The sequence below is a fragment of the Novosphingobium mathurense genome, from assembly GCF_900168325.1.
GTDB classification, from domain to species: Bacteria; Pseudomonadota; Alphaproteobacteria; order Sphingomonadales; family Sphingomonadaceae; genus Novosphingobium; species Novosphingobium mathurense.
This window is the reverse complement of sequence record NZ_FVZE01000002.1, coordinates 487777-513120: the sequence shown is the minus strand read 5'-3', so window position 1 is coordinate 513120 and position 25344 is coordinate 487777. Positions and strand designations below refer to the sequence as shown.

Sequence of the window (25344 nt, the reverse complement as noted above, 5' to 3'; positions counted from 1 at the left end):
TCGCGCTCCTTGCGTTTGGACATTTGACGCCCGCGGGCCGATAACCCGTAAAAGCGCAAAATCACCTTACAAGAAATTAATCTCCATTTTTCAGATGGTTCGAAAATTCAATTAACTATTGGAAAAGCACTTCCCGTTACTTTTCGAGTAGAAAGGCCGAATTGCAACGAGAAGGCACCCCCCCCATGCGCTTCTACCGAGCCACGACATTCTTGTTCCCGCGCAATTACGAATGGCGGATCCTCCTGATCTGCTTCGGCGCAGTTCATGTCCCGCTGATCACCTACGTCAGCCTGCAAGTCATCACCGGTGAGTGGCAACCGACCGCCCTCATCGCCCTGCTCCTGGCGACATTGCTGGGCACCGGGTTTGGGATCACCGCGATCCACGCCCTGCTCTCGCCGATCGCCCGGGCCACGGCAATGCTCGAGGCTATCCAGAACGGCGAGCGCATATCCCATATACCGGACGGCGGCAGCGATCTCGTCGGGCGCCTGCTCCATGGCGTCGCGACCGCCGCCAACGAGTCCGCTGCGCGTATCGAACAACTGGTCACCGCAGCCGAACGCGATGCCCTGACCGGCATCCGCAACCGCCGCGGTTTCCTCGATGCAGCCGAGAAAATCCTGCAGGGCAACGCCAATGCCGTCCTCGCCTTCATCGACATCGACCACTTCAAACTCATCAACGACCAGTTCGGCCACGATGCCGGCGACTCGCTGCTGCGCGCGCTGGCCAAACGCCTTGAAGGGGGGCTGCGCCGCACCGACGTCGCCGCGCGCTGGGGCGGCGAAGAATTCGCGGTCCTGTTTCCCGACACCCAGCTCGACGAGGCCCGCCTCGTGCTTGAGCGCCTGCGCGCCTCGATCGCGCTCGACTGCGAACTGGGGCAAGACAGTTGGCCGGTCACCTTCTCCTGCGGGCTGGCGCCGCTGCGCAGCTTCGCCGAACTGGGCGATGCAACCAGGCGAGCGGATGCGGCGCTCTATGTCGCCAAGGCGCGCGGACGCAATCGCCTGCAGATCGCCGAGGAGGAGCAGCTCGAAGAGGAATGATCGCGCGGCAGGCTCGCCCCCTGCCCCTCGCCTTCCTCCTTTCCCCGGCCTCGCTCCTGCTCTAAGCGGGCCGCATGGCTCCCGGTCTCACCCCTTCGTTGCCCGCCACGTTCTGGCAGGCTGCCCTGCGCGGAATTCGCAGCAGGTGCCCCCGCTGCGGGGAAGCACCGCTGTTTCGCAAGTGGCTCAAACCGCTCGACGCATGCCCGCATTGCGGAATCGACTGGAGCCCGCAGCGGGCTGACGATTTCCCGGCCTACATCGCGATCATCGTCACCGGCCACCTCATGGCGCCGCTCATCATCGCCCTGTCCAAGGACTTCGACCTGGGCCCCGCGGGCATGTTCGCGATTCTTGTGCCGCTGGCGCTGGCGATGATGCTGGGCATGCTGCAACCTTCCAAGGGCGCAGTGATCGCCGCGCAATGGTGGTATGGGCTGCACGGCTTCACCAGGGAACGGCTGCCCGAGGGCCAGGATGCCAAGGCGGGTTCGGACAAGATATGACTCTCACACCGGATCGACTTGAACGGTTCGCCCGGCACATCGTGCTGCCCGAAGTGGGCGGCGCCGGTCAGATGGCGCTCACCGATGCGCACGTGGTGCTTGTCGGCTGCGGCGGGATCGGCAGTCCTGCCCTTCAATACCTCGCCGCAGCCGGCATAGGCCGACTGACCCTGGTGGATGACGACGTCGTCGACGTCAGCAACCTCCAGCGCCAGACGATTTTCACGCCGTCTGATATCGGCAAGCCCAAGGCGGAAGCGGCAGCCGAATGGGTGCGGCGTTTTGATCTTGGCCTTGAGGTGCGTGCGATCGTCCAGCGGGTGGGAATTGACAACGTCGCACAGATCCTCGCCGGCGCGAGCGTCGTACTGGACGGTTGTGACAACTTCGCGACTCGCCTTCTGGTGTCAGATACCTGCGTCAAACTGGGGCTGCCCCTGACGAGCGCCGCGGTGGGTCGCTTCCAGGGTCAGGTCGCGAACTTCGCCGGGCACCTGTCCGACCAGCCCTGCTACCGTTGCTTCGTGGGCGATGCCTTCGATGCCGAAGATTGCGACACTTGCGCGGCCGACGGCGTATTGGGCGCGATGGTAGGCATGGTCGGCACATTCGCGGCCATGCATGCCATGCGCGTCCTGCTTGCCGGGCAAGCCGCGCTGGGCGTGCCACAGTTCGGCACGCTGCAACTTATCGACGGGCTGGCCCCTTCGATGCGACCGCTGCGAATCGCCAAGGACCCCAACTGCAAGGGCTGCGGCTCCACGCGCTGAGGCCGCACCGGTCCCGGCCTCATTGCCGGGCCAGCAGTTCATCCACCCAAGCCGGGACCACTTCGGTGGCCGGGCCGTGCCGCGCCTCGTCGAACCAGCCGGTCCCCTGGCTCGGCTCCAGATTGAGTTCAAGCGTTGCCGCGCCCAGATCCCGCGCATTGCGCACGAATCCGGCGGCGGGGTAGACCGCACCGGATGTGCCGATCGACACGAACAGATCTGCATCACGCAGCGCCGCGAAGATCTCTTCCATGCCGTAAGGCATCTCGCCGAACCATACGACGTCGGGCCGAAGCGCGGCCTCGCCGCACTCGGGACAGGGGGGACGGTCCAGCAGCGGGCCGGTCCACGGCGAACGCACGTCGCAGGCCGTGCACCATGCATTGAGATGCTCGCCATGCATGTGCAGGACCCGGCTCGCCCCCGCCCGCTCGTGCAGGTCGTCGACGTTCTGGGTGACGATCAGCAGTTCTCCCCGCCACTCGGCGTCGAGACGGGCAAGCGCGTGATGCGCGGCGTTGGGCTGCCTGGTCTGGATTGCCTCGCGCCGCATGTCATAGAAGCGCAGGACAAGCTCCGGATCGCGCGCGAACGCCTCGGGCGTCGCCACGTCCTCCACCCGGTGCTTTTCCCACAAGCCGCCGCCGTCGCGAAAGGTATCGATACCGCTTTCGGCGGAAACGCCGGCGCCGGTGAGGATCACGATATTGCGAATCTGGTTCATGCAAATTCCCGTAACATCACCCCGACCTTGTTTCAGGGGCCATTTTTCGCCATGCGCAGGACAAAGTCTGGGGCACGAACCACGCCGAAACAAGTTCGGCTTGCCGCCCCCATGGAGATTGTAACGTGGCACGCATCGGAATCATCGGCAGCGAAGGACGCATGGGTCGCGCAATCGCGGAAGCGATCGGTGCGGCGGGCGAGGAGCTGGCTGGCGGAGTGGACAAGGACGGCGACGTCGCCGCACTGGCCGCCAGGGCCGATGTGCTGATCGATTTCTCCAGCCCCGGTGCCCTCGAAGGCAATCTCGAGGCGGCGATCGCGGCGAACAAGCCGATCGTCATCGGCACCACCGGGCTCGAGGAACGCCACCACTGGCTGATCGACACGGCGGCCGAATCGATCCCCGTGCTGCAGACCGGCAATACTTCGCTGGGCGTCACCCTGCTGGCGCATCTCGTGCGCGAGGCCGCGAGCCGCCTGGACGAAGACTGGGACATCGAGATCGTCGAAACGCACCATCGCATGAAGGTCGATGCGCCTTCGGGTACTGCGCTGCTGCTGGGCGAAGCCGCCGCCAAGGGGCGCGGCATCGCCCTGGCGGACAATTCCGAGCGCGGCCGCGACGGCATCACCGGCAAGCGCGGAACCGGCACGATCGGCTTTGCCGCCTTGCGCGGCGGCACCGTGGCGGGCGATCACACCGTCCACTTCCTGGCCGATAACGAACGCATCGCCGTGTCCCACATGGCCGAGAACCGCGGCATCTTCGCACGCGGGGCAGTCAAGGCCGCGCAGTGGATGCTGGAGCGCAAGCCCGGCCGCTACACGATGCCCGAGGTCCTCGGGCTCTAAGGCGCGCTCCGGTGAAGAAGGACAACGTCTTCGAGTTCTTCCGGCGCCTTGCCGAGCTCAACCCCTCGCCGGAGACGGAGCTGGAATTCGGCAATACCTACCAGCTCCTCGTCGCCGTGGTGCTCTCGGCGCAGGCGACTGACGTCGGCGTCAACAAGGCGACCCGCGCGCTGTTTCGCGAGGTAAAGACGCCTGCGCAGATGGTCGCACTGGGCGAAGCCGGGCTGAAGGAGCACATCAAGACGATCGGCCTGTTCAACTCCAAGGCCAAGAACGTCATCGCCCTGTCCGAGATCCTGGTCGAGCGTTACGACGGCGAAGTCCCGCAGGACCGCGATGCACTCGTCGAATTGCCTGGCGTCGGCCGCAAGACCGCGAATGTCGTGATGAACTGCGCCTTCGGGGCCGAGACCTTTGCGGTCGACACCCATATCTTCCGCGTCGGCAACCGCACCGGGCTTGCCAAGGGCAAGACCCCGCTCGCGGTCGAAAAGCAGCTTGAGAAGAAGGTGCCTGCCCCGTTTCGCGTCGGCGCACACCACTGGCTGATCCTGCACGGCCGCTACATCTGCAAGGCCCGCAGCCCGGAATGCTGGCGCTGCCCGGTCGTTGACTTGTGCGCCTACAAGCCCAAGATCATGGAGAAGGGAGCCGCGAAAAAGGCTTCCTGACAGGAGGTTGCCATGAAGCGTTCCGTCGCATTGTCGATTGCCGTGCTGCCACTGGCACTTGCCGCCTGCGCGAAGACCGCGCCGGGTGAGGCACCGCCGGCGTCACCGGCCGCCGAAGTCATCGGCAAGGCCGTCAGCTGCCTGCCGCTCAGCAGCTATTCCACCACCCGCATCCGCGATGACTGGACCATCGATTTCATCGGCGGCGCAGGCAGCAAGGTCTGGCGCGTCACCCTGCCCCAGCGGTGCGCGGGCCTCAAATCGGCCGACAGCTTCAGTTTCGAAACCTCGCTGACCCAACTGTGCAGGAACGACATCATCTATCCCATCCGCCAGTACGGCGGCCAGTATCAGCGCCAGGGGGCCTGCGGACTGAGCGACTTCGTTCCGGTCAAGCTGCTCGACAAGTAAACCGGTCCGGCGACGGGCGCCGGACGAACGCCTAGACGTCGTCGGCGCTGATCATCTTTGCGCGGTCGATTTCGTTGGTCATGACCGCAACCGCCGTCGTCACCGCCGAATCGCCGGTGACGTTGGTCGCGGTGCGCATCATATCCATGATCCGATCCACCCCGGCGACGAAGGCGATGGTCTCCAGGGGAACGCCGACCGCCCCGAACACGAGCGCCATCATGATCAGCCCCGCTCCCGGAATGCCGGCCGCGCCGACCGAGCCCAGCGTCGCGAGCACCGAGATCAAGATGTAATCCGAAAAGCCGAGATGAATGCCGAAGATCTGCGCGCCGAAGAGCGTCGCCAGACCCAGGTACATCGCCGTACCGTCCATGTTGATCGTCGCCCCCAGCGAGACGACGAAGCTTGCGGTGGGGCGGCTCACGCCGAGATTGCGCTCTGCACAGCGCAGGGTCACCGGCAAAGTCGCATTGGAAGAGGCAGTCGAAAAGGCGACGGCCATGGCATCGATGATGCCGCGGAAAAAGTGACGGACCGGCAGGCGGGCAAGGAACTTTATGATCGAAGCGTACATGACACCGATGATCAGCAGGCAGCCGAGGTAGTTGAGCACCACGAGCTTGGCCAGCGCGACGAGGGCATCCTGCCCCAGTGTCCCGGCCACCCATGCCATCAGCGAAAAGACGCCGAAGGGGGTCAGCTCCATCACGATCATCGTCACTTTCTGCATGACGATCGAGCCGCTGTCGAAAACGCGGACGAGCGGTTGGCCTTCCTCCTTGGCCATGACGATGCCGATGCCGATCAACAGGGCGAAGACGATGAGCGGCAGTACCTGCGCATCGGCCATGACCTTGACCGGGCTTTCCGGCACCATCGAGAGGATCATGTCGACCGCACTCGTCGCAACCGGCTCAGGCGTCGCGCCCGCCGCAATCGCGCTCGTGTCGAGGCCGACACCGGGCGTGAAGATCGTGCCGAGGGCCAGGCCGAGCCAGACGGCGATCTGACTGGTCACCACGAACAGCACCATGGCCCGCCAGCCGACCGCGCCCAGCTTGCGCAAGTCGCCGATGGATGCGATGCCGCCGACGATCGAGACGAAGATGAGCGGCACGACCAGCATCTTGATCGACTTGATGAAGAAATCGCCGATCCACTTGATCGATTCGGCTTCAGGCCCCCACAGCAGGCCGGTAATCACACCCAGCACCAGTGCAGCGACCACGCGCTGCCAGAGGGGCACGGCAAACCAGAAACGCAGCATCGATTACCCCTTCCGGCACCGCGGGAAGTGCCCCGCAGGCCATTGGCCGTCACCGCGAAGGGGCGACGCAATCCAGATCATCGCCCAAGGCTCGCAAGCGCGGGGCGATAATTCAAGCCTTCAGAGCGTTTTGTACCGTCCTTCGATAGATCCGGGTCAGAACCTCGAGGTCTTCCACCGCCACGGCCTCGTCGCGCTTGTGCATCGTCGCGTTGCACAGGCCGAATTCGATGACCGGAGAAATGTCCTTCAGAAAGCGCGCATCGGACGTGCCGCCGCTCGTCGACAGTTCCGGCTCGATGCCGGTTTCGGTGCGGATCGCGTCGGCCAGGAGGTCGGAGAACGTGCCCGGCTCGGTCAGGAACGCCTCGCCGGAGATCACCGGGCGCGCTGTGCCGCCGTGCTTCTCGGCGATCTCGGTCACCCGTGCGCCCAGTCGCGCGCCGGTATGCATGTCGTTGAAGCGGATCGAGATGCGCGCCATCGCCTTGGCGGGGATCACGTTGTGTGCCGGGTTGCCGACGGTGATGTCGGTCACTTCGAGGTTCGAGGCCTGAAACCAGTCCGTCCCCTCGTCGAGCAGCAGCGCGTTGAGTTCGGCCAGCATCGCGACCAGCGGCGTGATCGGATTATGCGCGAGGTGCGGGTAGGCGACGTGGCCCTGCGTTCCCTCGACCTCGAGGAATATGTTCACCGAACCGCGGCGACCGATCTTCATCATGTCGCCGAGACGATTGACCGAGGTCGGTTCGCCGACGAGGCACAAGTCCGGAATGTCTCCGCGTTCGCGCATCAGGTCGATCAGCGCGACCGTGCCGAAGCGGGCCGGGCCTTCTTCGTCGCCTGTAATGACGAAGCTGATCGTCCCGGCTTCCTGCGGGATCTCGCGCGCGGCCGCGACCATCGCCGCGATCGAACCTTTCATGTCGACGGCACCGCGGCCATAGAGCAGCTCTCCACGCCGCTCCGGCATGAACGGAGCGCTGGTCCAGCCCTCTCCCGGCGGAACGACGTCCAGGTGCCCGGCGAAGGCGAAGTGACGCGAGCCCTCGGGGCCCTTGCGGATCGCGAAGAGATTCTCGACCGGACCATCGGGCGCCTCGCCCGCAACGAAGCGCACGACTTCGAACCCGAGCGGCTCGAGCTGACCTTCGAGACAGTCGAACACCATCCCCATGGCGGGGGTGACGCTCGGGCAGGCGATCAGGGCTTCGGCAAGCTCGGCAACGCTTGCAGTGGAAGGCGCGGTCTGGGACATATCGCGGCCCATCGCACATGCCTGCGGCCTTGACCATAGGCGGCAAGGAGGAAGTCATGCCGAAAATCGATCTCGATGCGATTCCGCAGTCCAATGCCACCGGCTATCCCGCCCCCTTCGACAAGGCCGTAGAGGGCCGCTGGTGGAAGCGCCTCGCCCCTGCGGGCGGGCTGACCGAGATGGGCGCAAGCCATGTCGTCCTGAAGCCCGGCGCTTGGTCCAGCCAGCGGCACTGGCACGAAGGCGAGGACGAGCTGCTCGTCATGCTGAGCGGCGAGGCCGTGCTGATCGAGGACGAAGGGCGCACCGTGCTGCGCGCAGGCGACATCTGCGCCTGGCCCAAGGGCGTGGAGGACGGGCACCACCTCGTCAACGAGAGCGGGCAGGACTGCGTGTTCGTCGCCATCGGTGCCGGCAGGAATACCTGCGGGTCCTATCCGGACATCGACATGATGTGGAACGAGACGGGCTACGTCCACAAGGACGGCACGCCCTATTGAACACGCGCAGGTCCTCTCGGGGGCCGCTCAGGTCGCGGGGACCTCGAACTGCTCGATCACCCAATCCTCGGATTCGGCAGCACCGACCCACTGCTGCATCCATTCGTGTTCCCAGACCGCCTGCATGTAGGCCTGGGCGAAACCGGGGACGCCGACACCGTAAGTCAGGAACCGGCTGACGACCGGGGCGTAAAACACGTCCGCGGCGCTGAACGTTCCGAACAGGAACGGCCCGCCGCCGCCGAAGCGCGCCCGCGCCTCGGCCCACAGCGTCAGGATACGCACGATGTCGCCGCGCACCTCGTCATCCACCTGCGCGCCTTCCACCCGCGCACGCACGTTCATCGGCAGCGAGCGACGCAGCGGGAGATAGCTGGAATGCATTTCGGCGACCATCGAGCGCGCCATCGCCCGGGCATCGTCCGGCTTGGGCCAGAAACGGTCGCGGCCGACCTTGTCCGCCAGATAATCGACGATGGCGAGGCTGTCCCACACGACGGCCTCGCCGTCCCACAGGATCGGCACCTTGCCGTGCGAAGGCGCAAGTTCGCCCTCGTTCTTGCGCTGGTCCCAGTCGTCCCCGTAGATCGGGACCGTCAGCTCCTCGAAATGAAGGCCGGATTGTTTGCAGGCCAGCCAGCCGCGCAGCGACCAGCTCGAATAGTTCTTGTTGCCGATGATCAGCTTCACAGGCGGCGGTCCCTCTCGCTTGAAGGCCGGACCTAGAAGTTAAGGCGTGCCGTGTCGAGGGCGAACCGGGACGCAAGGCCCCTTCCCGCCGCCGAAGCGCGCGATCAGAACAGCAGCGTCAGCCAGTAGAACAGGGCGCCGACGATCGCGCTGGCGGGAATGGTGATGAACCATGCCACGATCACCCGGCTCGCCACGCTCCAGCGCACCGCGCTGGCACGCCGCGCCGCGCCTGTGCCGACGACCGAACCGGTGATGGCATGGGTGGTGGAGACCGGAATGCCCAGCGCGCTGGCGCCGAAGACGACGATCGAGCCGGCCGAAGAGGCGCAAAAGCCGGAGTGGTGGTTGAGCTTGGTCAGCTTGGAGCCCATCGTCTTGATGATCTTCCAGCCGCCCGAAAGCGTGCCCAGCGCAATCGCGGTGTAGCACGAGAGGACGACCCATTCGGGAACGTGGAAGTCGCCCGAAAGGTGGCCCGTCGAGTAGAGCAGCACGGCGATGATGCCCATGGTCTTCTGGGCGTCGTTGCCGCCGTGGCTGATCGAGTAGGCCGCCGAGGACAGCAGGTGCAGCCCCTTGAACACGCTGTTCGATCCACGCGGGGATGCGCCCTTGAACAGCCAGCTCGTCACCAGCATCAGTGCCATGGCGATGACGAAGCCGATCATCGGCGACAGGAAGATGGCGACGACCGTCTTGGTCGTGCCCGCGCTTTCGACGACGCCCGGCCCCGCCGCGGCGATGCCGGCGCCCAGCAGGCCGCCGATCAGCGCGTGGCTGGAGCTGGAGGGAATGCCCTTGAGCCAGGTCACCACGTTCCAGAACATCGCCCCGACGAGCGCCCCGAAGACGACCGCAGGCGTCACCGCATCCTTGTCGATGATGCCCTTGCCCACCGTTTCGGCGACATGGAGGCCGACGAAGAAATAGGCCGCGAAGTTGCCCAATGCAGCGAACAGGACCGCGACGACCGGCGAAAGCAGGCGCGTTGCCACGACCGTGGCGATCGCGTTGGCGGCATCGTGCAGCCCGTTGAGGAAGTCGAAGGCCAGCGCCAGCGCGACGAGGCCGATCAGCAGCGGCAGGGCGAGACTATGATCCATGGGGGCAGGAAATCGGCGTCAGGCGTGATCGATGACGAGACCGTCGATCTCGTTTGCGAGGTCTTCGAAACGGTCGACCACGCGCTCGAGACGCTTGAACATCTCCTGGCGGACGAAGAAGTGCAGCGGATCCTTGCCCGTGCTCTGCTTGAACAGGCGCTTGAGACCGGCGGCGTGGATCTCGTCGGCATGGCCTTCCATGCGCACCAGTCGCTCGGTCAGCTCGTGCAGGCGATGGCCGTTGTCGGCAACCTTGCGTAGCAGCGGCATGGCCTCGGCGGTCAGACGCGCCGAATCGACGATGATCGCGGCCATGTCGCGCATTTCCGGCTCGAAGTCGGTAATATCGTAAAGGTCGCAGGCGCCGGCCACCTGCTGCATCTCGTCGATGGCATCGTCCATCGTCGTGATCAGGCTGGTGATCGAGGAACGGTCGAACGGGGTGAGGAAGGTACGACGCACCGTGTGGAGCACTTCGCGGGTGATCTCGTCGGCGTCGTGCTCGCGCTCCTCGATCTCGCGGATGTGCTGGTTGCGGCCGGCGCCGCCCTGGGCAAGGCGCGCAAGAGCGTCGGCGCCGGCCACCAGCGTGGCGGCCTGCTGCTCGAACAGCTCGAAGAAGTTCCCCTGCTGCGGAAGCAGCTTCTGGAACCAGGCAAACATGGCATTGACCCCTGTCTTGTCGGCAACCGCGTCGAACAGCCGGCTGCCTTGGGTAGCGGCCCGAAACTCCCGGGCGCCGAAACTGCGGATGAGTGCGGCGAGGTCTTCCTCGTCCACGGCATTGGCGGCATCGGTCAACGAGAACCAGCGCCGGTCACGCTGGTGCTGCTCGTCCCAGGTCGAGAGTTCTTCCGTCACCGCGAAAGGAAACACGTCGACGTCGGCCCATACCGAGGCGCCCGAATTGCGGCGCTTGCGATAGCGATAGGACCCCAGCGGCGTCGGACAGACCGCACCGATCACTCCAGCCTCTTCCTCTGCCTCGCGGGCAGCGGCGGCATGCGGCTGGAGGTTCTTCATGAGGTTGCCCTTGGGCATCACCCACCGACGCGTCTCGCGCGAGGTGATCAACAGGATCTCGATCGGTGCATCCACCGCGGGTCCCTGTGTACGATAAGGCAGAACGGCAATCTGGCGCAGTGGCAAGACTATCCTCCTTCCTCAACACGCACTGGCGGGCCCCCTAGGGGACTCTTGAGTGTCACGCAATCGTCATATTCCGGGATTTCCCCGGAGTCGCCCAGCGGCACGGCATACCGGGCCTGCGGGAATATCGCACAAGATCGCCCGCCGAACCCGATAATTCGATGAATGTCAGTAACGTAGTCTTCGCAAGGGCCCGATTCAGATTTCGGAATCGGCCAGCACCGCAGCGCGCAATTCGGCGATGCCCATGCCCTTTTCGGAAGAGGTAATGTGCACTTCCGGGAAGGCCGCAGGGTGCTTGCGCGCCTCGGCCACGGTCTCGGCGTGGACCTTTTCCAGCTCGGTGGCCTTGATCTTGTCGGCCTTGGTCAGGACGATTCGGTAACCGACCGCGGCCTCGTCGAGCATCTTCATCATCTCGGCGTCGACCGCCTTCACGCCATGGCGCGAATCGACGAGCAGCAGCGTGCGCTTGAGCACCACCCGGCCGCGCAGGAAGTCGCGCACGAGGCGTCGCCACTTCTCCACCACGGCCGGCGGGGCCTTGGCGAAGCCATAGCCCGGCATGTCGACGAGACGGAACTGCAGCGGCTCGCCGACCTCGAAGAAGTTCAGCTCCTGAGTACGCCCCGGCGTCACCGAGGTGCGCGCAATCGCCTTGCGCCCGGTCAGCGCGTTGAGCAGCGAGGACTTGCCGACATTGGAGCGGCCACAGAAAGCGATCTCCGGCACGTCCGGATCGGGCAGAAACTTGAGCGCGGGCGCGCTCTTCAGGAACGTTACCGGTCCTGCAAAGAGCTTGCGCGCGCGCTCGGTCAGTTCTTCGAATTCCTCGCTCACGGGGTCTGTCCGATCAGGCCTTCACGCGCTTCTTGTCGCCCGCGTCCTTCTCGGCCTGGGCCTTGAGCTGCGGATGACGGCTGTAGAGGAACTTCTGCTGCGCGATGGTCAGAAGGTTGGAGGTAATCCAGTAGACCAGAAGGCCCGAAGCGAAGGGTGCCATGACGAACATCATGAACCACGGCATGATCATGAAGATCTGCTGCTGGGTCGGGTCCATCTGCGCCGGGTTCAGCTTGAACTGCAGGAACATGGTGATGCCCAGCAGCAGCGCCAGCACGCCGATGGCCAGGAAGCCCGGCGGGTCGAACGGCAGCAGGCCGAACAGGTTGAGGATGTGCAGCGGATCGGGCGCGGAAAGGTCCTTGATCCACAGCACGAAGGGCTGGTGGCGCATCTCGATGGCCAGGATCAGGGTCTTGTAAAGCGCGAAGAACACCGGGATCTGAAGGAACATGGGGAGGCAGCCCGCAAGCGGGTTCACGCCTTCCTCCTTGTACAGCTTCATCACTTCCTGCTGCTGCTTCTGCTTGTCGTCCTTGTAGCGTTCCTGCAGCGCCTTCATCTTCGGCTGGATTGCGCGCATCGCGGCCATCGAGGCGAACTGGCGCTGGGCGATGGGGAACATGATGCCGCGCACGATCAGCGTGAGCAGGATGATGGCGACGCCGAAGTTGCCGACAAGGCTGAACAGCTTCACCAGCAGCCAGAAGATCGGCTTTTCGAACCACCGGAACCAGCCCCAGTCGATGGCGAGGCCGAAGTTGGTGATGCCCTGCTTCTCATAGGCGTCGAGCACGTTGTGCTCCTTGGCGCCGGCGAAAAGCTTGGTGGTGCGCGAGAGGCGCTGGCCGGGCTGCACGACGCTCTGGTCATAGATCAGGTCGGCGCGGAACAGGTTGTTTCCGAGCGAACGGAACGTGCCTTCTGCCTTGGAACCGACCGGGGCCAGGGTCGACATCCAGTAGACGTCGGTGAAGCCGATCCAGTCGGTGCTGCCCGCTTCCTTGACCGTGCCCTTGTCGGACACGTCGCTGTAGTTCGTCGAGAAGCTCACCGAACCATCGAACGCGCCGATCGGGCCGGAGTGGACGTTCCAGGTGTCGAGGCTGGCGGTCTGGTCGGTGCGGTTGACGAGGCCGAACGGCTGCACGGTGATGGGCGCGGAGCCGGTGTTGTCGACCGTCTGCTCGGCCGTGATCATGTAGTTCCTGTCGATCGCGAAGCGGATCGAATAGGTCTGGCCGCTGCCGTCGTTCCAGCTCAGCGTGACCGGACTGGACGGCGTGAGCTTCGCGCCCTGCTGCGCGGTCCACACGGTCTTGGCATTGGGCGTGGCGACGCCGCTGCCGACCCAGCCGAACTGGGCGAACTGCTGCGCGGGGGTGCCGGCGGGAGAGAAGATGCGGACCGGGCCCGAATCCTTCTTCACCGTCTCGCGGTGGCGATTGATGACGAGGTCGTCGACGATCGCACCGGTAAGGTTGATCGAGCCCGAAAGGCCCGGAGCCTCGATCGGCAGGCGACCACCTCCGGCCAGCGCGGACTTCAGGTCCTGCCTTTCGAGCGCGACGTCGGCCGCATCGCGCAGACCACCCTCGCGAGTCGGCTTGATCGAGCTCGACGGACTGGATGCCTTTTCGGCGCCACCGGCCTGCTCGACCTTCGTCGGCGTCTTGGCCTGCGGGTAGAAATAGCCGACCCCGGCTTCCCACCCGAAGAGGACAAGCGCGGTCAGCAGGACCGCGAGGATGATATTACGCTGATTTTCCACGAAGACGTTTTCCTGTCGAGTTCCCGCCAGTGGCGACGCGAGACGCGCCGCCTGTATTGCATCGTTCAGTCCGGGACGGGATCATAGCCGTGCCCACCCCACGGTTGGCAGCGCAATAGACGCTTGAACGCGAGCCAGCCACCCTTAATCGCACCATGTTTTTTCACCGCCTCGATCGCGTATTGCGAGCAGGACGGCGAGTAGCGGCAGGTGGGCGGCATGATCCGCGAAGGTCCCCACTGCCAGGCCCGGGCCACGGCAATGAGAATGAAGCCGGGAACCGCTGCGATAAAGGCCAGTGCCCTTTTCACGGCGTGCCTGCGCCCCCGGGCCTGGCGGCACTCCTGCTGCCGCCACGACCTTTGCCGCCACCCTTGCGCCCCCTCGCACTGCGAGGCGGATCGCCCTTGCCTTCCCGTGCGCGGCCGAGAGCCGCCACCAGTTCCTCACGCAAGCGCGCAAAATCGCGCTCCACGCCGTTATCGCGACCGATCAGGACATGGTCGGTATCGGCAAGGCCATGCTCGGGCAGCAACTCGCGCAACAGCGCCCGAAAGCGCCGCTTCATGCGGTTGCGCACCACCGCGTTGCCGATCTTCTTGGTAACGGTGATCCCGGCACGCTGCCCCTTGCCGCCATTGGCATTGGCAAGCAGGACGAAACCCGGCCGCGCTACCCGGATGCCGCGATTGGCGGCGAGGAAGTCCGCGCGGCGGGACATCGTGGTGTAGGCGGCGCTCATGCCAGGGCTCTATCGCAATCCGGGGCGCTGCGGAACCGCGTCTGTCGATTCGCGAATCCCTGCCAGCTGCAAACGGCATCGGCCCGCGCCTCCGTCCGGTTCCCCGTCTAGCGGGAAGCCGGATGGAGGCGCGGGCCGGTGCGTGTCCAGCCGTGAGGCTGGATCAGATCAGGCCGAGAGCTTCTTGCGGCCGCGGGCGCGGCGAGCGCGAAGCACCTTGCGGCCGCCGACGGTCGCCATGCGGGCGCGGAAGCCGTGACGGCGGGCGCGGACAAGGCGGCTGGGCTGGAAAGTGCGCTTCATGTCAGTCCTCGAAATTCAACAAGCGGCCCCGAAAGGCCCGAACAAAATCCGATCGCCCATGCAGACGACCGCAAAACAGAAGCGCGCCGTTACTGGAGCCCCGGAACAGAGTCAAGGCAAAGGCGCGTGGCGGGCACATCGATTTCATCGTCCGGACCTGCCCGATGCACCCGGCCCGCATGGCAGTCCGGGCTGTGCATGACAATAGAGGGTCAAGCATGGTAAGTTATTAACTAACAGTTAGTCGGCTCGGCGACCAACTGCTCCATTCGGTCCGGGGGGATACGAATTCGCAAGTATCTTGCCCTCGCTTCCCGCGGCCCCTGAACTGTGGGTGAAACAGTGCCGATGCAACGGAAAGAAGACATAGGCGTATTGGTGGGCTGGTCTTCTCAGGACCTGGGCACCAACTTGGTCGTCGACCTCCAGACGTTTGAGAAAACGAACTGGAAAGCGGGCGAAGAACCTGATCATACACGGATTTTCCTGACCAAGAGCCAGGCCGCGGTGCTGGCCAACTACCTGCTGAAAGCCTCCGGCTCGCTCACCCCCGCCAAGCGCAAGGGGTTCCTGCACTCGTTGTTCGACTAGCCACCGATCGGTCGAATGGGCGGCGCTTTCAGGGAGACCGAACGACTCAGGCTCCGGCCCGGTCCAGCGTAACCCACAGGCCCATTTCACTCGCGCCGAACCAGCGGGCCGATTCGAACGGGACCGAATTGGTCATGGCATAAAAGGCCCGGGCCTCGATCGGGCTCATGCCCATCTGCTCGTAATAGACGATGTAGCGCCGATTCTCCGGCGCATTGGCAGCATAGTCATCCGGTTCCAGACCGGTATCGTCCATCCAGGAATGGACTGCGAATTCGGCTCCGGCGTCGGCATATCGCCGCGCTCCCGCCAGAAACAGCTCGACACCGCCCGACCGGACGGAGCCGCCCGCCGGCACATGGGTGGCGATTCCCTTATCGCGGATCATCCGCCCCAATCGCAGGTTGGCAAGGTCGTCCTCGGTACCGGGGCATTCGATCATTTCGATCATGCCGATGCCCGGATAGTCCTTTAGCATGGCGGCGAACTGGGCGGGGCTGCGGGCATCGGTGACATCGACAAGCGCGGCATGGCCGTGGTCCAGAACGCGGAACGGGCCATAGGCGGCGATCCCCTGCGGGATCGCGGCAACCTCCCCCTGCAGTATGCGCTCGCCGCCGTCGCCGGCATGATCGGCATCCACATCGACGACCTCATAGGTGATCTCTTGTGCCGACAGGGGGGACAAGACAGTCAGAGCCACCAGGGCGAGGATCGCAGCGGTCGAGCGCATGCGCGCGAAGATGCGTCCCCGCCACTTACCCAAGCCCTGAGCAATTCAGTTAAAAGCGTGTAAGGGATAAATTCGGTAGCTGCGCCCGCCCCCGGCTTCTGCAAGGATCGCGTCGTCCAAAACACGGATTTGCAAGGAAAAAGGGCAAAGGGGTGGTCTCACTCGTCGCGACGGTCGCCTACCTCGGGCTGGAGGCGCGCGCTGTCGAAGTGCAGTGCCAGGTCGCACCGGGAATGCCCGGCTTCCATCTCGTCGGCCTGCCCGACAAGGCGGTGGGCGAAAGCCGCCAGCGGGTGAACGCCGCGCTCACCTCGATGGGCCTCGCGCTTCCGCCCAAGCGCATCACGATCAATCTCTCTCCTGCGGACCTGCCCAAGGAAGGCTCGCACTACGACCTGCCGATCGCACTTTCGCTGCTGTCGGCGATGGGCGTGGTCGATGCCGAACAACTGGCCGACTTCGTGGCCGTGGGCGAACTCGCGCTCGATGGCAGGGTGATTCCCTCGCCCGGGGTGCTGCTTGCCGCGCTCCACGCCAGCGAGACGGAAAAAGGACTGATCTGTCCGGCCGCGCAAGGCAGCGAGGCCAGTTGGGTGAGCGGCGGCAGCAACGGCGTGCCGGTGCTGGCAGCGCCGGATCTCGTCAGCCTGCTCAATCACCTCAAGGGCACGCAAGTCCTGCGCCCGCCCGAACCGGGCCGCGCCGACCCGGTACCCCGCGGGCCGGACCTCAGGCAGGTAAAGGGCCAGGAAACCGCCAAGCGCGCGCTCGAGATCGCAGCGGCCGGGTCGCATAACCTGCTGATGGCAGGCCCGCCGGGTGCGGGAAAGTCGCTGCTTGCCTCGTGCCTGCCCGGCATTCTGCCGGAGCTAACCGCCGCCGAAGCGCTGGAAGTCTCGATGGTCGCCTCGGTCGCCGGGACGCTGGAGGACGGCCGCATTTCCCGCGCCCGCCCCTATCGCGCCCCTCACCACTCCGCCTCCATCGCCGCGCTGACCGGCGGCGGGCTGAAAGTCAGGCCCGGAGAGATCTCGATGGCCCACCTTGGCGTGCTGTTCCTCGACGAACTTCCGGAGTTCCAGCGCGCCGTCCTCGATTCGCTGCGCCAGCCGCTGGAAACCGGCGAAGTCACCGTCGCGCGCGCGAATGCCCATGTCACATTTCCCGCGCGGGTCCAGCTTGTCGCCGCGATGAACCCGTGCCGCTGCGGCCACCTGGGCGATCCGGCGCTGGCCTGTTCGCGCGCACCGAAGTGCGCTGCGGATTACCAGAGCAAGGTTTCCGGCCCCCTGCTCGATCGTATCGACCTGCATGTCGATGTCGATCCGGTCCGCGCCGTCGACCTCGCCCTGCCCCCGCCGCAGGAAGGTTCGGCCGAAGTCGCCGGGCGCGTCGGCCGCGCCCGCGCCATCCAGTCGGCTCGCCTCGAAGGCACGCCCGCGCGCACCAATGCCGAACTCGACGGAGACCTGCTCGAACGGCACGCGACGCCGGACGATGACGGGCGACGGCTTCTGATGCAGGCCGCCGAGGCCATGCGCCTGTCGGCCCGCGGCTATACCCGCGTCCTGCGCGTTGCCCGGACGATCGCCGACCTTGCCGGATCGAAGCAGATCGGCAGGATCCACGTGGCGGAAGCCCTCAGCTATCGCCGGCAGCCGCCGCGCGCCTGAATTACCGGGCTACGATATTCCCTAAAGCCCCGCCGACATGACGGCGCAGCCTCATTCATGCGCAATCGGCGACGTCCAGCTGGCGCAGGACCTCGGCCACGACCCGAGGATCGCTTGCGAAGCCCAGGTGGGTACAGCGCACCGAGACCGCCCGGTCGCGCTCGTCGGCCCAACCGCAGGCCGAGCGGGGATGGATCACACCGTCGCGCGGGCTCCACAGGGCAATCGTCGGCACCGGCGGCTTGATCGCGAAATCGACTTCGATCGGAGGCTTGTCCACCGCGTGGCCGGTAACGACCTGATAGGCACGCCAGGCATTGTTGTTGCGCGGGTCGCCCGAGAAAGGCGTCCCCATCGTGATCACCTTGGCGACGTTTTCAGGCTGGCGCTGCGCGATTTCGCGCGCAAACAGGCCACCCAGGCTCCAGCCGACCAGCGCCACCGGGCTGCGGTGCTGCCGGGCGAGTGCACCGACCCGGCGCATGAGATAGGCGAAATTGTGCTGGTTGGGCCCGAAGTTGATACCCAGTCCCCATTCGTGAACCGAATGCCCGGCCTCCGCCAGCGCATCGGCCATCGGCCTCATCCGGTTCGGATGCGCTCCGAAACCGGGAAGCAGCATGACCGGTTGGGGATGCGCGGACTTCGCCACCGCGATAGGCTTCGGCCGCCCGCGCCTGAGCGAGGCCAGCTCTGCCAAAAACAGGCGAAGCGAGGGCGCGCGGGCGCCTTCCGGGCGCGGCTGGCGAGCGAGCGCGGCGCGGCGGACCAGCGCCTCGCGCAGCCCCTCAAGTCCATTCTCTGCCCGCCCGTCGTTCATGCCTTACCTGTTTTCCTTAGCACCTGTGCTGCTTGACCGATTGTTCAGGATACGCAGTCGCCCAGCCGCGTCGTCGTCATGTGCATCGCCATCTTGGCCATGCGATCGCCCATGCCCGGCAGCGACTGTTCCATATCGAGTTTCACGTCGGAGCCTTGGGGGCTGACAGTGCCGACCATCGTCGCCTTCGCGGTTGCGCCGGAATTGTCCTTGCACTCCATGCGGGCATTGAGCGTGCCGCCGCTGACCTCAAATTGCGAGTAGCTGCACTGGCTGTCGCCCGGCAGGGAATCGAGCATGTCCTTGTAGCCCTTGTCCGCCTCCGCCTGGGTCAGGCAATAAGTCCGGGGCGGGATGTTCGCCATCATCTGCTTCATCTGGCCCGCGTGCTCATCGCTCATGCCGGGCATCTCGAACTTGGTGAACTCTACCGTCTGGCGGTACTGGCCGGGCTGCGGCGGCTCCAGCTTCGCGGCTTGCGCCTGCGCCGCGGAAGCCTGCTCCTGCGGGTTCTTCGGCGCTTCCTCGTTCGAACCGCACCCCGCAAGCGCGAGGACCGCAAAGACCGCGCCGGCAATGGCAAACACTCGAGTCATTTCCCGTCCTCCCGTTGGACCGAACTGCCAAGGGGGTAACATCGCGCTGCCCGGGCTGCCAATGATTCACGCTCGGTCATTGCGACCTCACCATATATACCCCATATGTTCCGCCATGGCCGAACTCGTCATCCGCCGCGGGCTCGAGGAACCCGATACCTCGGGCAGCTTCGTTCCCCACAAGCCGCAGCGACCCGAAAAGTCTCTACCGGGCAAGAAGTTCCGGATCGTCTCCGATTACGAACCGGCAGGCGACCAGCCGACCGCCATCGCGGAACTGGTGCAATCGGCACAGGAAGGCGAGCGCACGCAAGTGCTGCTCGGCGTGACCGGTTCAGGCAAGACCTTCACGATGGCCAAGGTTATCGAGCACCTGCAGCGTCCGGCGCTCATCCTCGCGCCCAACAAGATCCTGGCCGCCCAGCTCTATTCCGAGTTCAAGGACTTCTTTCCGGATAACGCGGTCGAGTACTTCGTCTCCTACTACGACTACTACCAGCCCGAGGCCTACGTGCCCCGGTCGGACACCTACATCGAGAAGGAAAGCTCGGTGAACGAGGCAATCGACCGGATGCGCCACTCGGCCACCCGCGCGCTGCTCGAACGCGATGACGTCATCATCGTCGCTTCGGTCTCGTGCCTCTACGGCATCGGCTCGGTCGAGACCTACTCGGCGATGATCTTCGACCTCAAGGTCGGCGAAACGCAGGACCAGCGCGAAATCATCCGCAAGCTCGTTGCCCTGCAGTACAAGCGCAACGACGCCGCCTTTACCCGCGGCACCTTCCGTGTGCGCGGCGACAATCTGGAAATCTTCCCCTCGCACTACGAGGACATGGCCTGGCGCATCTCGTTCTTCGGGGACGAGATCGAGGAAATCTCCGAGTTCGATCCCCTGACCGGCAAAAAGGGCGCGGCGCTGGAGAAGGTGCGGGTCTACGCCAATTCGCACTACGTCACCCCGGGTCCGACGATGAAGCAGGCGAGCGAGGCGATCCGCTTCGAGCTGACCGAGCGGCTCAAGGAACTGGAAGCCGAAGGCAAGCTGCTCGAGGCCCAGCGGCTGGAGCAGCGCACCAACTTCGATCTGGAGATGATCGCCGCGACCGGGTCGTGCAACGGCATCGAGAACTACTCGCGCTTCCTCACCGGGCGCATGCCCGGCGAACCGCCGCCGACGCTGTTCGAGTATCTGCCCGACAATGCCCTGCTGTTCGTCGATGAAAGCCACCAGACGGTGCCGCAGATCGGCGCGATGGCGCGTGGCGACCACCGTCGCAAGCTGACCCTTGCCGAATACGGATTCCGCCTGCCCTCCTGCATCGACAACCGCCCGCTGCGGTTCAACGAATGGGACGCGATGCGCCCGCAGACCTTCGCGGTTTCGGCCACGCCCGGCGGCTGGGAAATGGAGCAGACCGGCGGCGTCTTTGCCGAACAGGTGATCCGCCCGACCGGCCTCATCGATCCGCCCGTGACGATCCGCCCGGTCGAGGACCAGGTGCAGGACTGCATCAACGAATGCAAGGAAACCGCCGCCAAGGGCTATCGCACCCTCGTCACCACACTGACCAAGCGCATGGCGGAGGACCTGACCGAGTTCATGCACGAGGCGGGCGTGCGGGTGCGTTACATGCACTCCGACGTGGAGACGCTGGAACGCATCGAACTGATCCGCGATCTTCGCATGGGCGTCTATGACGTGCTGGTGGGCATCAACCTGCTGCGCGAGGGCCTCGACATTCCCGAATGCGGCCTGGTGTGCATCCTCGATGCCGACAAGGAAGGCTTCCTGCGCAGCGAGACCTCGCTGATCCAGACCATCGGGCGCGCCGCGCGCAACGTCGATGGCCGCGTGATCCTCTATGCCGACCGCATGACCGGATCGATGGAGCGCGCGATCGCCGAAACCGACCGCCGCCGCGAGAAGCAACAGGAGTTCAACGAGGCCAACGGGATCACTCCGCAGACGATCAAGCGCCGTATCGCCGACATCGTCGCCGACACCGCCAGCCGCGACGGCGTGGTCGTCGATCTCGAGGATGGCGAGCGCAACGAACTCGTCGGGCACAACCTGCGCGCCTATATCGAGGAACTGGAACAGCGCATGCGCGCCGCCGCAGCGGACCTCGAGTTCGAAGAGGCCGGCCGTCTGCGCGACGAGATCCGCCGGCTCGAGGCCAGCGAACTCGGCCTGCCGGATGCCGAGAAGAAGGCCCCGCTGGTCGGCCGCTCAAACGAAGGCAAGCCCGGGACGCGCAAGATGCGCTACGGCAAGACGCAAAGGAAGTTCGGCCGCTAGGCGCAGCCAGAGCCGGAAAGTCAGCCGATCACGCCAACTTGCGGGGCCTTTCGCCAGGCCCGCGGATTATTTGCCGTCGACAGGAAACAAGTCGCGGGCGATAGTGTTCCTAGGTCACACGACGCCGCGCGCGACCACGAGTTAACTGACACCAGGCCCCGTCCGTCCGCGCGGTCGGGGTCTTTGGGTGGTGTACCGGCTGACCGGAGAGAGCGCGAAGACCTTGATGCACCGACTGGCCAGTTTCGACGTCACGGCGAACATACCCGACGAGAACCGGCGGATCGTCGCCCAGATCGGCTTCGGCGTCGTCTGCGCCCTGGCGATGATCGCCCTGCGCGCTGCCATCAGCATGTGGGCGCCGACGTCCGGGCCCTTCGCCCTCGTCTATCCCACGATCCTGATCGCCACGCTCTATGGCCACTGGCAGGCCGGCGGGGTCGCCTACCTGATCAGCTTCTTCTGGGCCTGGTGGATTGTGCTGCCCAAGGCCCATTCATTCCGGTTCGAAATCGCCACCGACCCTCCGCGCGTGGTCATCAACGCCCTCGCCGTCCTGATCGTGCTGGTGCTGGCGGAAATATTCCGCCGCGCGGTTCACCAGGTCACTCGCGCACGTGACGCCGAACTGGAACGGCGCCAGGTACTCATGCGCGAACTGGAACACCGCACCAAGAACAACTTCGCCCTCGTTGCCAGCCTGCTTTCGCTACAGCGTCGGCGGCACGACAACCCCGAAATCGTCGAAGCGCTCGATCAGGCGATCGGCCGCGTCGACACGTTCGCCCGCGCCTACGAGAACCTCAAGCTCACCGAAGCGGAGGGCTCCTACGTGCCGATGCGCCAATATGTCGGCGATGTCGTTTCCCGGGTATCGGCCGGGGCCTTTCACGACGAGGTCACTATCGAGGTCAGGGCCAGCGACTGCGAACTGCCGCAGCAGACCGCCGTCGCCATCTGCCTGTTCATCAACGAAGCGCTGACCAACAGCGCCAAGTACGCCTTTCCCGACGGCGCTGCCGGCAAGGTCAGCGTGATCTTCACCGGCAACGAGGACAACTGGGACCTCAAGGTCGTCGACGACGGGGTCGGTTCGGCCGAAGAGGCCCGCCAGCACAAGACTGCGGGAACAACCGGCATGGGGCTTGGCCTGATGGAAGCCTTCGCCCGCCAGGCCGAAGCGGAATATTCCGTAGGCGGAGCGACGCAAGGACGCACGGTTCACTTGCGGCGGCGCAGCGGGGAATAGCCTCAGCGCCCCCTTGCGAGCGACGACCCGGACGATAGAGTGCCCGCTCTTGGTGCCCAAGGCACTGCAATCGAGGTCCTATCCCCCCATGAGACTTCTCGCCCTGGCCGCTTCGGCCCTGGTCTTTACCGCCGCTTCCACGCTCTCCCCCGCCGTCGTCCAAGCCCAAGACAAGGCCGCCGACGCCAAAGCCGACGACAAGTCGACCGACGATCGCCTGGAGCCTTTCCCCGAGGCCAGATCGGTCAAGCAATCGGCCGTCATCGGCGGCAAGACCGTGAACTACACGGCCACGGTCGGCTCTCTTGCGGTCAAGGACGACAAGGGCAAGGTGATCGGCGAAGTCGTCTATACCGCCTATACCCTGCCCGGACGCGCAACCGACCGGCCAGTGACTTTCGCCTTCAACGGCGGCCCCGGCGCGGCATCGGTCTATCTCAACCTCGGCGCGATCGGCCCCAAGCGCGTGCCGTTCGGCGCACAGGGGGATGCCCCGTCGGACCCGGCAGTCCTGCGCGACAATCCCAACTCCTGGCTCGACTTCACCGATCTCGTCTTCATCGATCCCATCGGCACCGGCTTCTCGCGCTCGCGGTTAGACGAGGAACAGACGAAGAAGGCATTTTACTCTGCCGATGCCGACATCCATTACCTCAGCCGCATCGTCTATGACTGGCTCGTCGCCAACGACCGCCTGACCAGTCGCAAGTACCTGACCGGCGAAAGCTATGGCGGCTATCGCGTCCCGCGCCTTGCCTATTACCTGCAGACGCAGATGGGCGTGGGCATTTCGGGCATGACGCTGGTCTCGCCCTATCTGGACCCACCCGCGATCGGCGAGGACGACGCGCTTTCGCCCCTGCCCTGGATGATCGCCTACCCCTCCATGGCGGCAGGCCATTTCGAACGACAGGGCCTGCACCTCGACGATGCCACGATGGGTCCGGTCGAAACCTACATGCGCACGCAGTTCGTACAGGATTTCCTCGCCGGTCCGCGCGACAAGGCTGCAACCGACCGGCTTTCGGCCAAGGTCGCGGAACTGACCGGGCTCGATCCGGCGATGGTCCGGCGCATGAACGGGCGCGTCGACATTGCCACTTACTTGCGCGAAATCCGCCGCGATCAGGGCCTCATCGGATCGGTCTACGATTCCAACTACACCGCTTACGATCCCTTCCCGGCCAGCGCTTCGCCCGAGTACAACGACCCGTTGCTCACCACGCTGATCGCGCCGACGACTTCGGCCATGGTGGACTTCGTCACCCGGCAGGTCGGCTGGAAGGTCGACGCGCGCTACAACGCGCTGTCCTACGACGTGAACGAGAAATGGGACCGCGACGATACCGACAGCCCGGTTTCAGACTTGCGGCGTGCCATCTCCATCGACCCGAAGATGACGGTCGACATCGTCCACGGTTGGGACGACCTGTCCTGCCCCTACTTCGCCTCGCGCCTGATCGTTTCGCAAATGCCCGACTTCGGCGTCGAGAACCGGGTGCGCCTGCACATGTATCCCGGCGGGCACATGTTCTATTCGCGCTCGGACAGCGGGGCGATGATGCGTCAGGATGTCATGGCCAGCTACCGGGCAAGGAACTGAGCGCGCAGCGTCAGGTTCTCGAAGCCATCGATTCAGCGCGACGGGGCAGCGCACGAAGCGTATGATCGCCCGATCCAGTCGGGAGATAAACCGTGCGCCTGCCCCTGCTTGCAGCGGCGGCCCTTGTCGCCGCTTCGCTGACCGCCCCCGCCGCTGACGCCGCAGATGGTAATGTCGGCCCGCCAGCCGAACGTATCACCGTGACGCTGAGCAACTTCACCTTCGATCCATCGGTGATCGAACTGCACCACGGGCGCGCCTACGTCCTGCACATCGTCAATGGCGCCAGGGGAGGCCACAACTTCCAGGCCAATGCCTTCTTCGCCGACGCCGCTCTTGCCCCGGGCGACCGGGACAAGGTGACGGGCGGCAAGATCGAGCTGAAAGGCGGCGAGGCGGTCGATCTCAGGCTGACTGCCCCGCAGGCACCGGCGACTTATCCGCTCAAGTGCACGCATTTCCTCCATGCCGAGTTCGGCATGAAGGGCAAGATCGTCGTCGACTGACGCGATTCAGAGTTTGCCGAACTTGGCTTCGTAGGCAGCGCTGTCTCCGCTGGAGAGCAGCTTGGCCTGCTCCACCCAGTTGTCGCGACGCGGACGACCGGCAAAGGAGCCGAGCTTGGTGTCCAGCTCGTCGAGATCGGCATCGGTCCAGCCAGCGATCTGCTCGTAGCGGGTCACACCGAGCGAAGTCAGCAACGTCGCCATCTTCGGCCCCAAGCCCTTGATCTTGCGCAGGTCGTCCGCCTCTCCGGCTGCAGGTGCGGGGCTGGGCGCAGGCGTTTCGGCCGCGGCGGGAGCGGCTTCCGGGGCAGGCTGAGCTGCTGCCGGCTTCTTCACCGCATCCACTTCGTCCTGCGCTGCGACCGCGATCACTTCGCCGATCCCGGCCATCGTCCCTGCCATGGCGGGCGGATCGATGTGGGCGGCAGGCGGCGCGTCGATCAGCGCCTGGTTGCGCTTGGCGGGAGCCGCCCCTTCGTCAAGAACGTCGGGCCTGCGATCGCGCTGGCCCTGCTTCGAGCCATGCACGAAAAGCCAATAGGCAACGACAATGCCGATCAGCAGAGCGGCGATAAAGATCAGCCAATTGGCTTCGATCATCTGCACCAAGATCTATCCCTTCCGGTTCCACAATAGCCAGCCGATGCC

General features: G+C 65.1%; 28 protein-coding genes. 13 read left to right on the top strand and 15 right to left on the bottom strand.

Annotated elements, in window-relative coordinates; genetic code table 11:
• Positions 1–185: 185 nt before the first annotated feature.
• From B5483_RS09290 to B5483_RS09280, 3 genes are all read left to right on the top strand, one after another.
• On the top strand, positions 186–1055 hold the full coding sequence (locus B5483_RS09290; protein ID WP_079730128.1) for a GGDEF domain-containing protein: 870 nt from the start codon (positions 186–188) through the stop codon (positions 1053–1055).
• Positions 1056–1129: 74 nt separating this feature from the next.
• Positions 1130–1561: a DUF983 domain-containing protein gene (locus B5483_RS09285; RefSeq protein ID WP_054945536.1), complete on the top strand. Its 432-nt coding sequence runs from the start codon at positions 1130–1132 to the stop codon at positions 1559–1561.
• Positions 1558–2331 carry a HesA/MoeB/ThiF family protein gene (locus tag B5483_RS09280; RefSeq protein ID WP_079730127.1) on the top strand — a complete coding sequence of 258 codons (774 nt, stop codon included), beginning with the start codon at positions 1558–1560 and terminating at the stop codon, positions 2329–2331. The genes B5483_RS09285 and B5483_RS09280 overlap by 4 nt, the downstream gene beginning before the upstream one ends.
• A gap of 19 nt (positions 2332–2350) precedes the next feature.
• On the opposite strand, the gene B5483_RS09275 is transcribed toward B5483_RS09280, so the two are convergent.
• On the bottom strand, positions 2351–3055 hold the full coding sequence (locus B5483_RS09275; RefSeq protein ID WP_054945534.1) for an NAD-dependent deacylase: 705 nt from the start codon (positions 3053–3055) through the stop codon (positions 2351–2353).
• A 125-nt stretch (positions 3056–3180) separates the two neighbouring features.
• Here B5483_RS09275 and dapB point away from each other — a divergent pair, with 125 nt between their 5' ends.
• From dapB to B5483_RS09260, 3 genes are read left to right on the top strand one after another with little or no spacing between them, the layout of a single operon-like run.
• Complete coding sequence (gene dapB, locus B5483_RS09270; protein WP_079730126.1) at positions 3181–3909, top strand: 4-hydroxy-tetrahydrodipicolinate reductase; 729 nt, start codon at positions 3181–3183, stop codon at positions 3907–3909.
• Between the two features lie 11 nt (positions 3910–3920).
• Positions 3921–4580, top strand: a complete 660-nt coding sequence (gene nth / locus B5483_RS09265) for an endonuclease III (protein WP_054945532.1) — start codon at positions 3921–3923, stop codon at positions 4578–4580.
• A 12-nt stretch (positions 4581–4592) separates the two neighbouring features.
• On the top strand, positions 4593–4991 hold the full coding sequence (locus tag B5483_RS09260) for a hypothetical protein (protein WP_079730125.1): 399 nt from the start codon (positions 4593–4595) through the stop codon (positions 4989–4991).
• Between the two features lie 31 nt (positions 4992–5022).
• Here the strand turns inward: B5483_RS09260 and B5483_RS09255 are convergent, their stop codons facing one another.
• Both B5483_RS09255 and dapE read right to left on the bottom strand, forming a co-directional pair.
• A complete protein-coding gene (locus B5483_RS09255) occupies positions 5023–6261 on the bottom strand; it encodes a dicarboxylate/amino acid:cation symporter (protein ID WP_079730124.1) in 1239 nt (412 codons plus the stop codon).
• Positions 6262–6373: 112 nt separating this feature from the next.
• On the bottom strand, positions 6374–7519 hold the full coding sequence (gene dapE / locus B5483_RS09250; protein WP_079730357.1) for a succinyl-diaminopimelate desuccinylase: 1146 nt from the start codon (positions 7517–7519) through the stop codon (positions 6374–6376).
• A 56-nt stretch (positions 7520–7575) separates the two neighbouring features.
• Here dapE and B5483_RS09245 point away from each other — a divergent pair, with 56 nt between their 5' ends.
• Entirely contained in the window at positions 7576–8019 is a 444-nt protein-coding gene (locus B5483_RS09245) for a cupin domain-containing protein (protein WP_079730356.1), read from the top strand.
• A 27-nt stretch (positions 8020–8046) separates the two neighbouring features.
• On the opposite strand, the gene B5483_RS09240 is transcribed toward B5483_RS09245, so the two are convergent.
• The 8 genes from B5483_RS09240 to rpmH all read right to left on the bottom strand — a co-directional run bounded on the left by B5483_RS09240 (position 8047) and on the right by rpmH (position 14623).
• On the bottom strand, positions 8047–8709 hold the full coding sequence (locus B5483_RS09240; RefSeq protein ID WP_054945529.1) for a glutathione S-transferase family protein: 663 nt from the start codon (positions 8707–8709) through the stop codon (positions 8047–8049).
• Between the two features lie 104 nt (positions 8710–8813).
• Positions 8814–9815: an inorganic phosphate transporter gene (locus B5483_RS09235; protein ID WP_054945528.1), complete on the bottom strand. Its 1002-nt coding sequence runs from the start codon at positions 9813–9815 to the stop codon at positions 8814–8816.
• An 18-nt stretch (positions 9816–9833) separates the two neighbouring features.
• Positions 9834–10958: a DUF47 family protein gene (locus tag B5483_RS09230; RefSeq protein WP_079730355.1), complete on the bottom strand. Its 1125-nt coding sequence runs from the start codon at positions 10956–10958 to the stop codon at positions 9834–9836.
• A 204-nt stretch (positions 10959–11162) separates the two neighbouring features.
• On the bottom strand, positions 11163–11804 hold the full coding sequence (yihA, locus tag B5483_RS09225; protein WP_054945527.1) for a ribosome biogenesis GTP-binding protein YihA/YsxC: 642 nt from the start codon (positions 11802–11804) through the stop codon (positions 11163–11165).
• Between the two features lie 13 nt (positions 11805–11817).
• Complete coding sequence (yidC, locus tag B5483_RS09220; protein WP_079730123.1) at positions 11818–13578, bottom strand: membrane protein insertase YidC; 1761 nt, start codon at positions 13576–13578, stop codon at positions 11818–11820.
• 65 nt (positions 13579–13643) lie between these two features.
• A complete protein-coding gene (gene yidD, locus B5483_RS09215; RefSeq protein WP_083835240.1) occupies positions 13644–13889 on the bottom strand; it encodes a membrane protein insertion efficiency factor YidD in 246 nt (81 codons plus the stop codon).
• Entirely contained in the window at positions 13886–14320 is a 435-nt protein-coding gene (gene rnpA / locus B5483_RS09210; RefSeq protein WP_054945525.1) for a ribonuclease P protein component, read from the bottom strand. The genes yidD and rnpA overlap by 4 nt, the downstream gene beginning before the upstream one ends.
• A gap of 168 nt (positions 14321–14488) precedes the next feature.
• On the bottom strand, positions 14489–14623 hold the full coding sequence (rpmH, locus tag B5483_RS09205) for a 50S ribosomal protein L34 (RefSeq protein ID WP_007012267.1): 135 nt from the start codon (positions 14621–14623) through the stop codon (positions 14489–14491).
• Between the two features lie 330 nt (positions 14624–14953).
• On the opposite strand from rpmH, the gene B5483_RS09195 reads away from it, so the two are divergent.
• On the top strand, positions 14954–15214 hold the full coding sequence (locus tag B5483_RS09195; protein WP_079730121.1) for a hypothetical protein: 261 nt from the start codon (positions 14954–14956) through the stop codon (positions 15212–15214).
• Between the two features lie 46 nt (positions 15215–15260).
• On the opposite strand, the gene B5483_RS09190 is transcribed toward B5483_RS09195, so the two are convergent.
• A complete protein-coding gene (locus B5483_RS09190) occupies positions 15261–15947 on the bottom strand; it encodes an alpha/beta hydrolase (protein WP_054945559.1) in 687 nt (228 codons plus the stop codon).
• Positions 15948–16099: 152 nt separating this feature from the next.
• Here B5483_RS09190 and B5483_RS09185 point away from each other — a divergent pair, with 152 nt between their 5' ends.
• Complete coding sequence (locus B5483_RS09185) at positions 16100–17620, top strand: YifB family Mg chelatase-like AAA ATPase (protein ID WP_079730120.1); 1521 nt, start codon at positions 16100–16102, stop codon at positions 17618–17620.
• 55 nt (positions 17621–17675) lie between these two features.
• Here B5483_RS09185 and B5483_RS09180 read toward each other — a convergent pair whose 3' ends face one another.
• Complete coding sequence (locus B5483_RS09180) at positions 17676–18440, bottom strand: esterase/lipase family protein (RefSeq protein WP_054945522.1); 765 nt, start codon at positions 18438–18440, stop codon at positions 17676–17678.
• Positions 18441–18484: 44 nt separating this feature from the next.
• A complete protein-coding gene (locus tag B5483_RS09175; RefSeq protein ID WP_079730119.1) occupies positions 18485–19036 on the bottom strand; it encodes a DUF3617 domain-containing protein in 552 nt (183 codons plus the stop codon).
• Between the two features lie 115 nt (positions 19037–19151).
• Here B5483_RS09175 and uvrB point away from each other — a divergent pair, with 115 nt between their 5' ends.
• The 4 genes from uvrB to B5483_RS09155 all read left to right on the top strand — a co-directional run bounded on the left by uvrB (position 19152) and on the right by B5483_RS09155 (position 24696).
• A complete protein-coding gene (gene uvrB / locus B5483_RS09170; protein ID WP_079730118.1) occupies positions 19152–21338 on the top strand; it encodes an excinuclease ABC subunit UvrB in 2187 nt (728 codons plus the stop codon).
• A gap of 190 nt (positions 21339–21528) precedes the next feature.
• Positions 21529–22587, top strand: coding sequence for a sensor histidine kinase (locus B5483_RS09165; RefSeq protein ID WP_245828899.1), 1059 nt, complete (start codon positions 21529–21531; stop codon positions 22585–22587).
• Between the two features lie 88 nt (positions 22588–22675).
• Positions 22676–24190, top strand: coding sequence for a S10 family peptidase (locus tag B5483_RS09160; RefSeq protein WP_079730117.1), 1515 nt, complete (start codon positions 22676–22678; stop codon positions 24188–24190).
• A 92-nt stretch (positions 24191–24282) separates the two neighbouring features.
• Entirely contained in the window at positions 24283–24696 is a 414-nt protein-coding gene (locus B5483_RS09155) for a plastocyanin/azurin family copper-binding protein (protein ID WP_079730116.1), read from the top strand.
• Between the two features lie 6 nt (positions 24697–24702).
• Here the strand turns inward: B5483_RS09155 and B5483_RS09150 are convergent, their stop codons facing one another.
• On the bottom strand, positions 24703–25296 hold the full coding sequence (locus B5483_RS09150; RefSeq protein ID WP_176167988.1) for a hypothetical protein: 594 nt from the start codon (positions 25294–25296) through the stop codon (positions 24703–24705).
• Between the last annotated feature and the right edge of the window lie 48 nt (positions 25297–25344).

Bases quoted from the DNA above. Each gene is read 5' to 3' on its own strand.
- B5483_RS09290 (WP_079730128.1), top strand. From the start codon at position 186: ATGCGCTTCTACCGAGCCACGACATTCTTGTTCCCGCGCAATTACGAA.
- B5483_RS09285 (WP_054945536.1), top strand. From the start codon at position 1,130: ATGGCTCCCGGTCTCACCCCTTCGTTGCCCGCCACGTTCTGGCAGGCT.
- B5483_RS09280 (WP_079730127.1), top strand. From the start codon at position 1,558: ATGACTCTCACACCGGATCGACTTGAACGGTTCGCCCGGCACATCGTG.
- B5483_RS09275 (WP_054945534.1), bottom strand. From the start codon at position 3,055: ATGAACCAGATTCGCAATATCGTGATCCTCACCGGCGCCGGCGTTTCC.
- B5483_RS09260 (WP_079730125.1), top strand. From the start codon at position 4,593: ATGAAGCGTTCCGTCGCATTGTCGATTGCCGTGCTGCCACTGGCACTT.
- B5483_RS09255 (WP_079730124.1), bottom strand. From the start codon at position 6,261: ATGCTGCGTTTCTGGTTTGCCGTGCCCCTCTGGCAGCGCGTGGTCGCT.
- dapE (WP_079730357.1), bottom strand. From the start codon at position 7,519: ATGTCCCAGACCGCGCCTTCCACTGCAAGCGTTGCCGAGCTTGCCGAA.
- B5483_RS09245 (WP_079730356.1), top strand. From the start codon at position 7,576: ATGCCGAAAATCGATCTCGATGCGATTCCGCAGTCCAATGCCACCGGC.
- B5483_RS09235 (WP_054945528.1), bottom strand. From the start codon at position 9,815: ATGGATCATAGTCTCGCCCTGCCGCTGCTGATCGGCCTCGTCGCGCTG.
- rnpA (WP_054945525.1), bottom strand. From the start codon at position 14,320: ATGAGCGCCGCCTACACCACGATGTCCCGCCGCGCGGACTTCCTCGCC.
- rpmH (WP_007012267.1), bottom strand. From the start codon at position 14,623: ATGAAGCGCACTTTCCAGCCCAGCCGCCTTGTCCGCGCCCGCCGTCAC.
- B5483_RS09190 (WP_054945559.1), bottom strand. From the start codon at position 15,947: ATGCGCTCGACCGCTGCGATCCTCGCCCTGGTGGCTCTGACTGTCTTG.
- B5483_RS09180 (WP_054945522.1), bottom strand. From the start codon at position 18,440: ATGAACGACGGGCGGGCAGAGAATGGACTTGAGGGGCTGCGCGAGGCG.
- B5483_RS09175 (WP_079730119.1), bottom strand. From the start codon at position 19,036: ATGACTCGAGTGTTTGCCATTGCCGGCGCGGTCTTTGCGGTCCTCGCG.
- uvrB (WP_079730118.1), top strand. From the start codon at position 19,152: ATGGCCGAACTCGTCATCCGCCGCGGGCTCGAGGAACCCGATACCTCG.
- B5483_RS09160 (WP_079730117.1), top strand. From the start codon at position 22,676: ATGAGACTTCTCGCCCTGGCCGCTTCGGCCCTGGTCTTTACCGCCGCT.
- B5483_RS09150 (WP_176167988.1), bottom strand. From the start codon at position 25,296: ATGATCGAAGCCAATTGGCTGATCTTTATCGCCGCTCTGCTGATCGGC.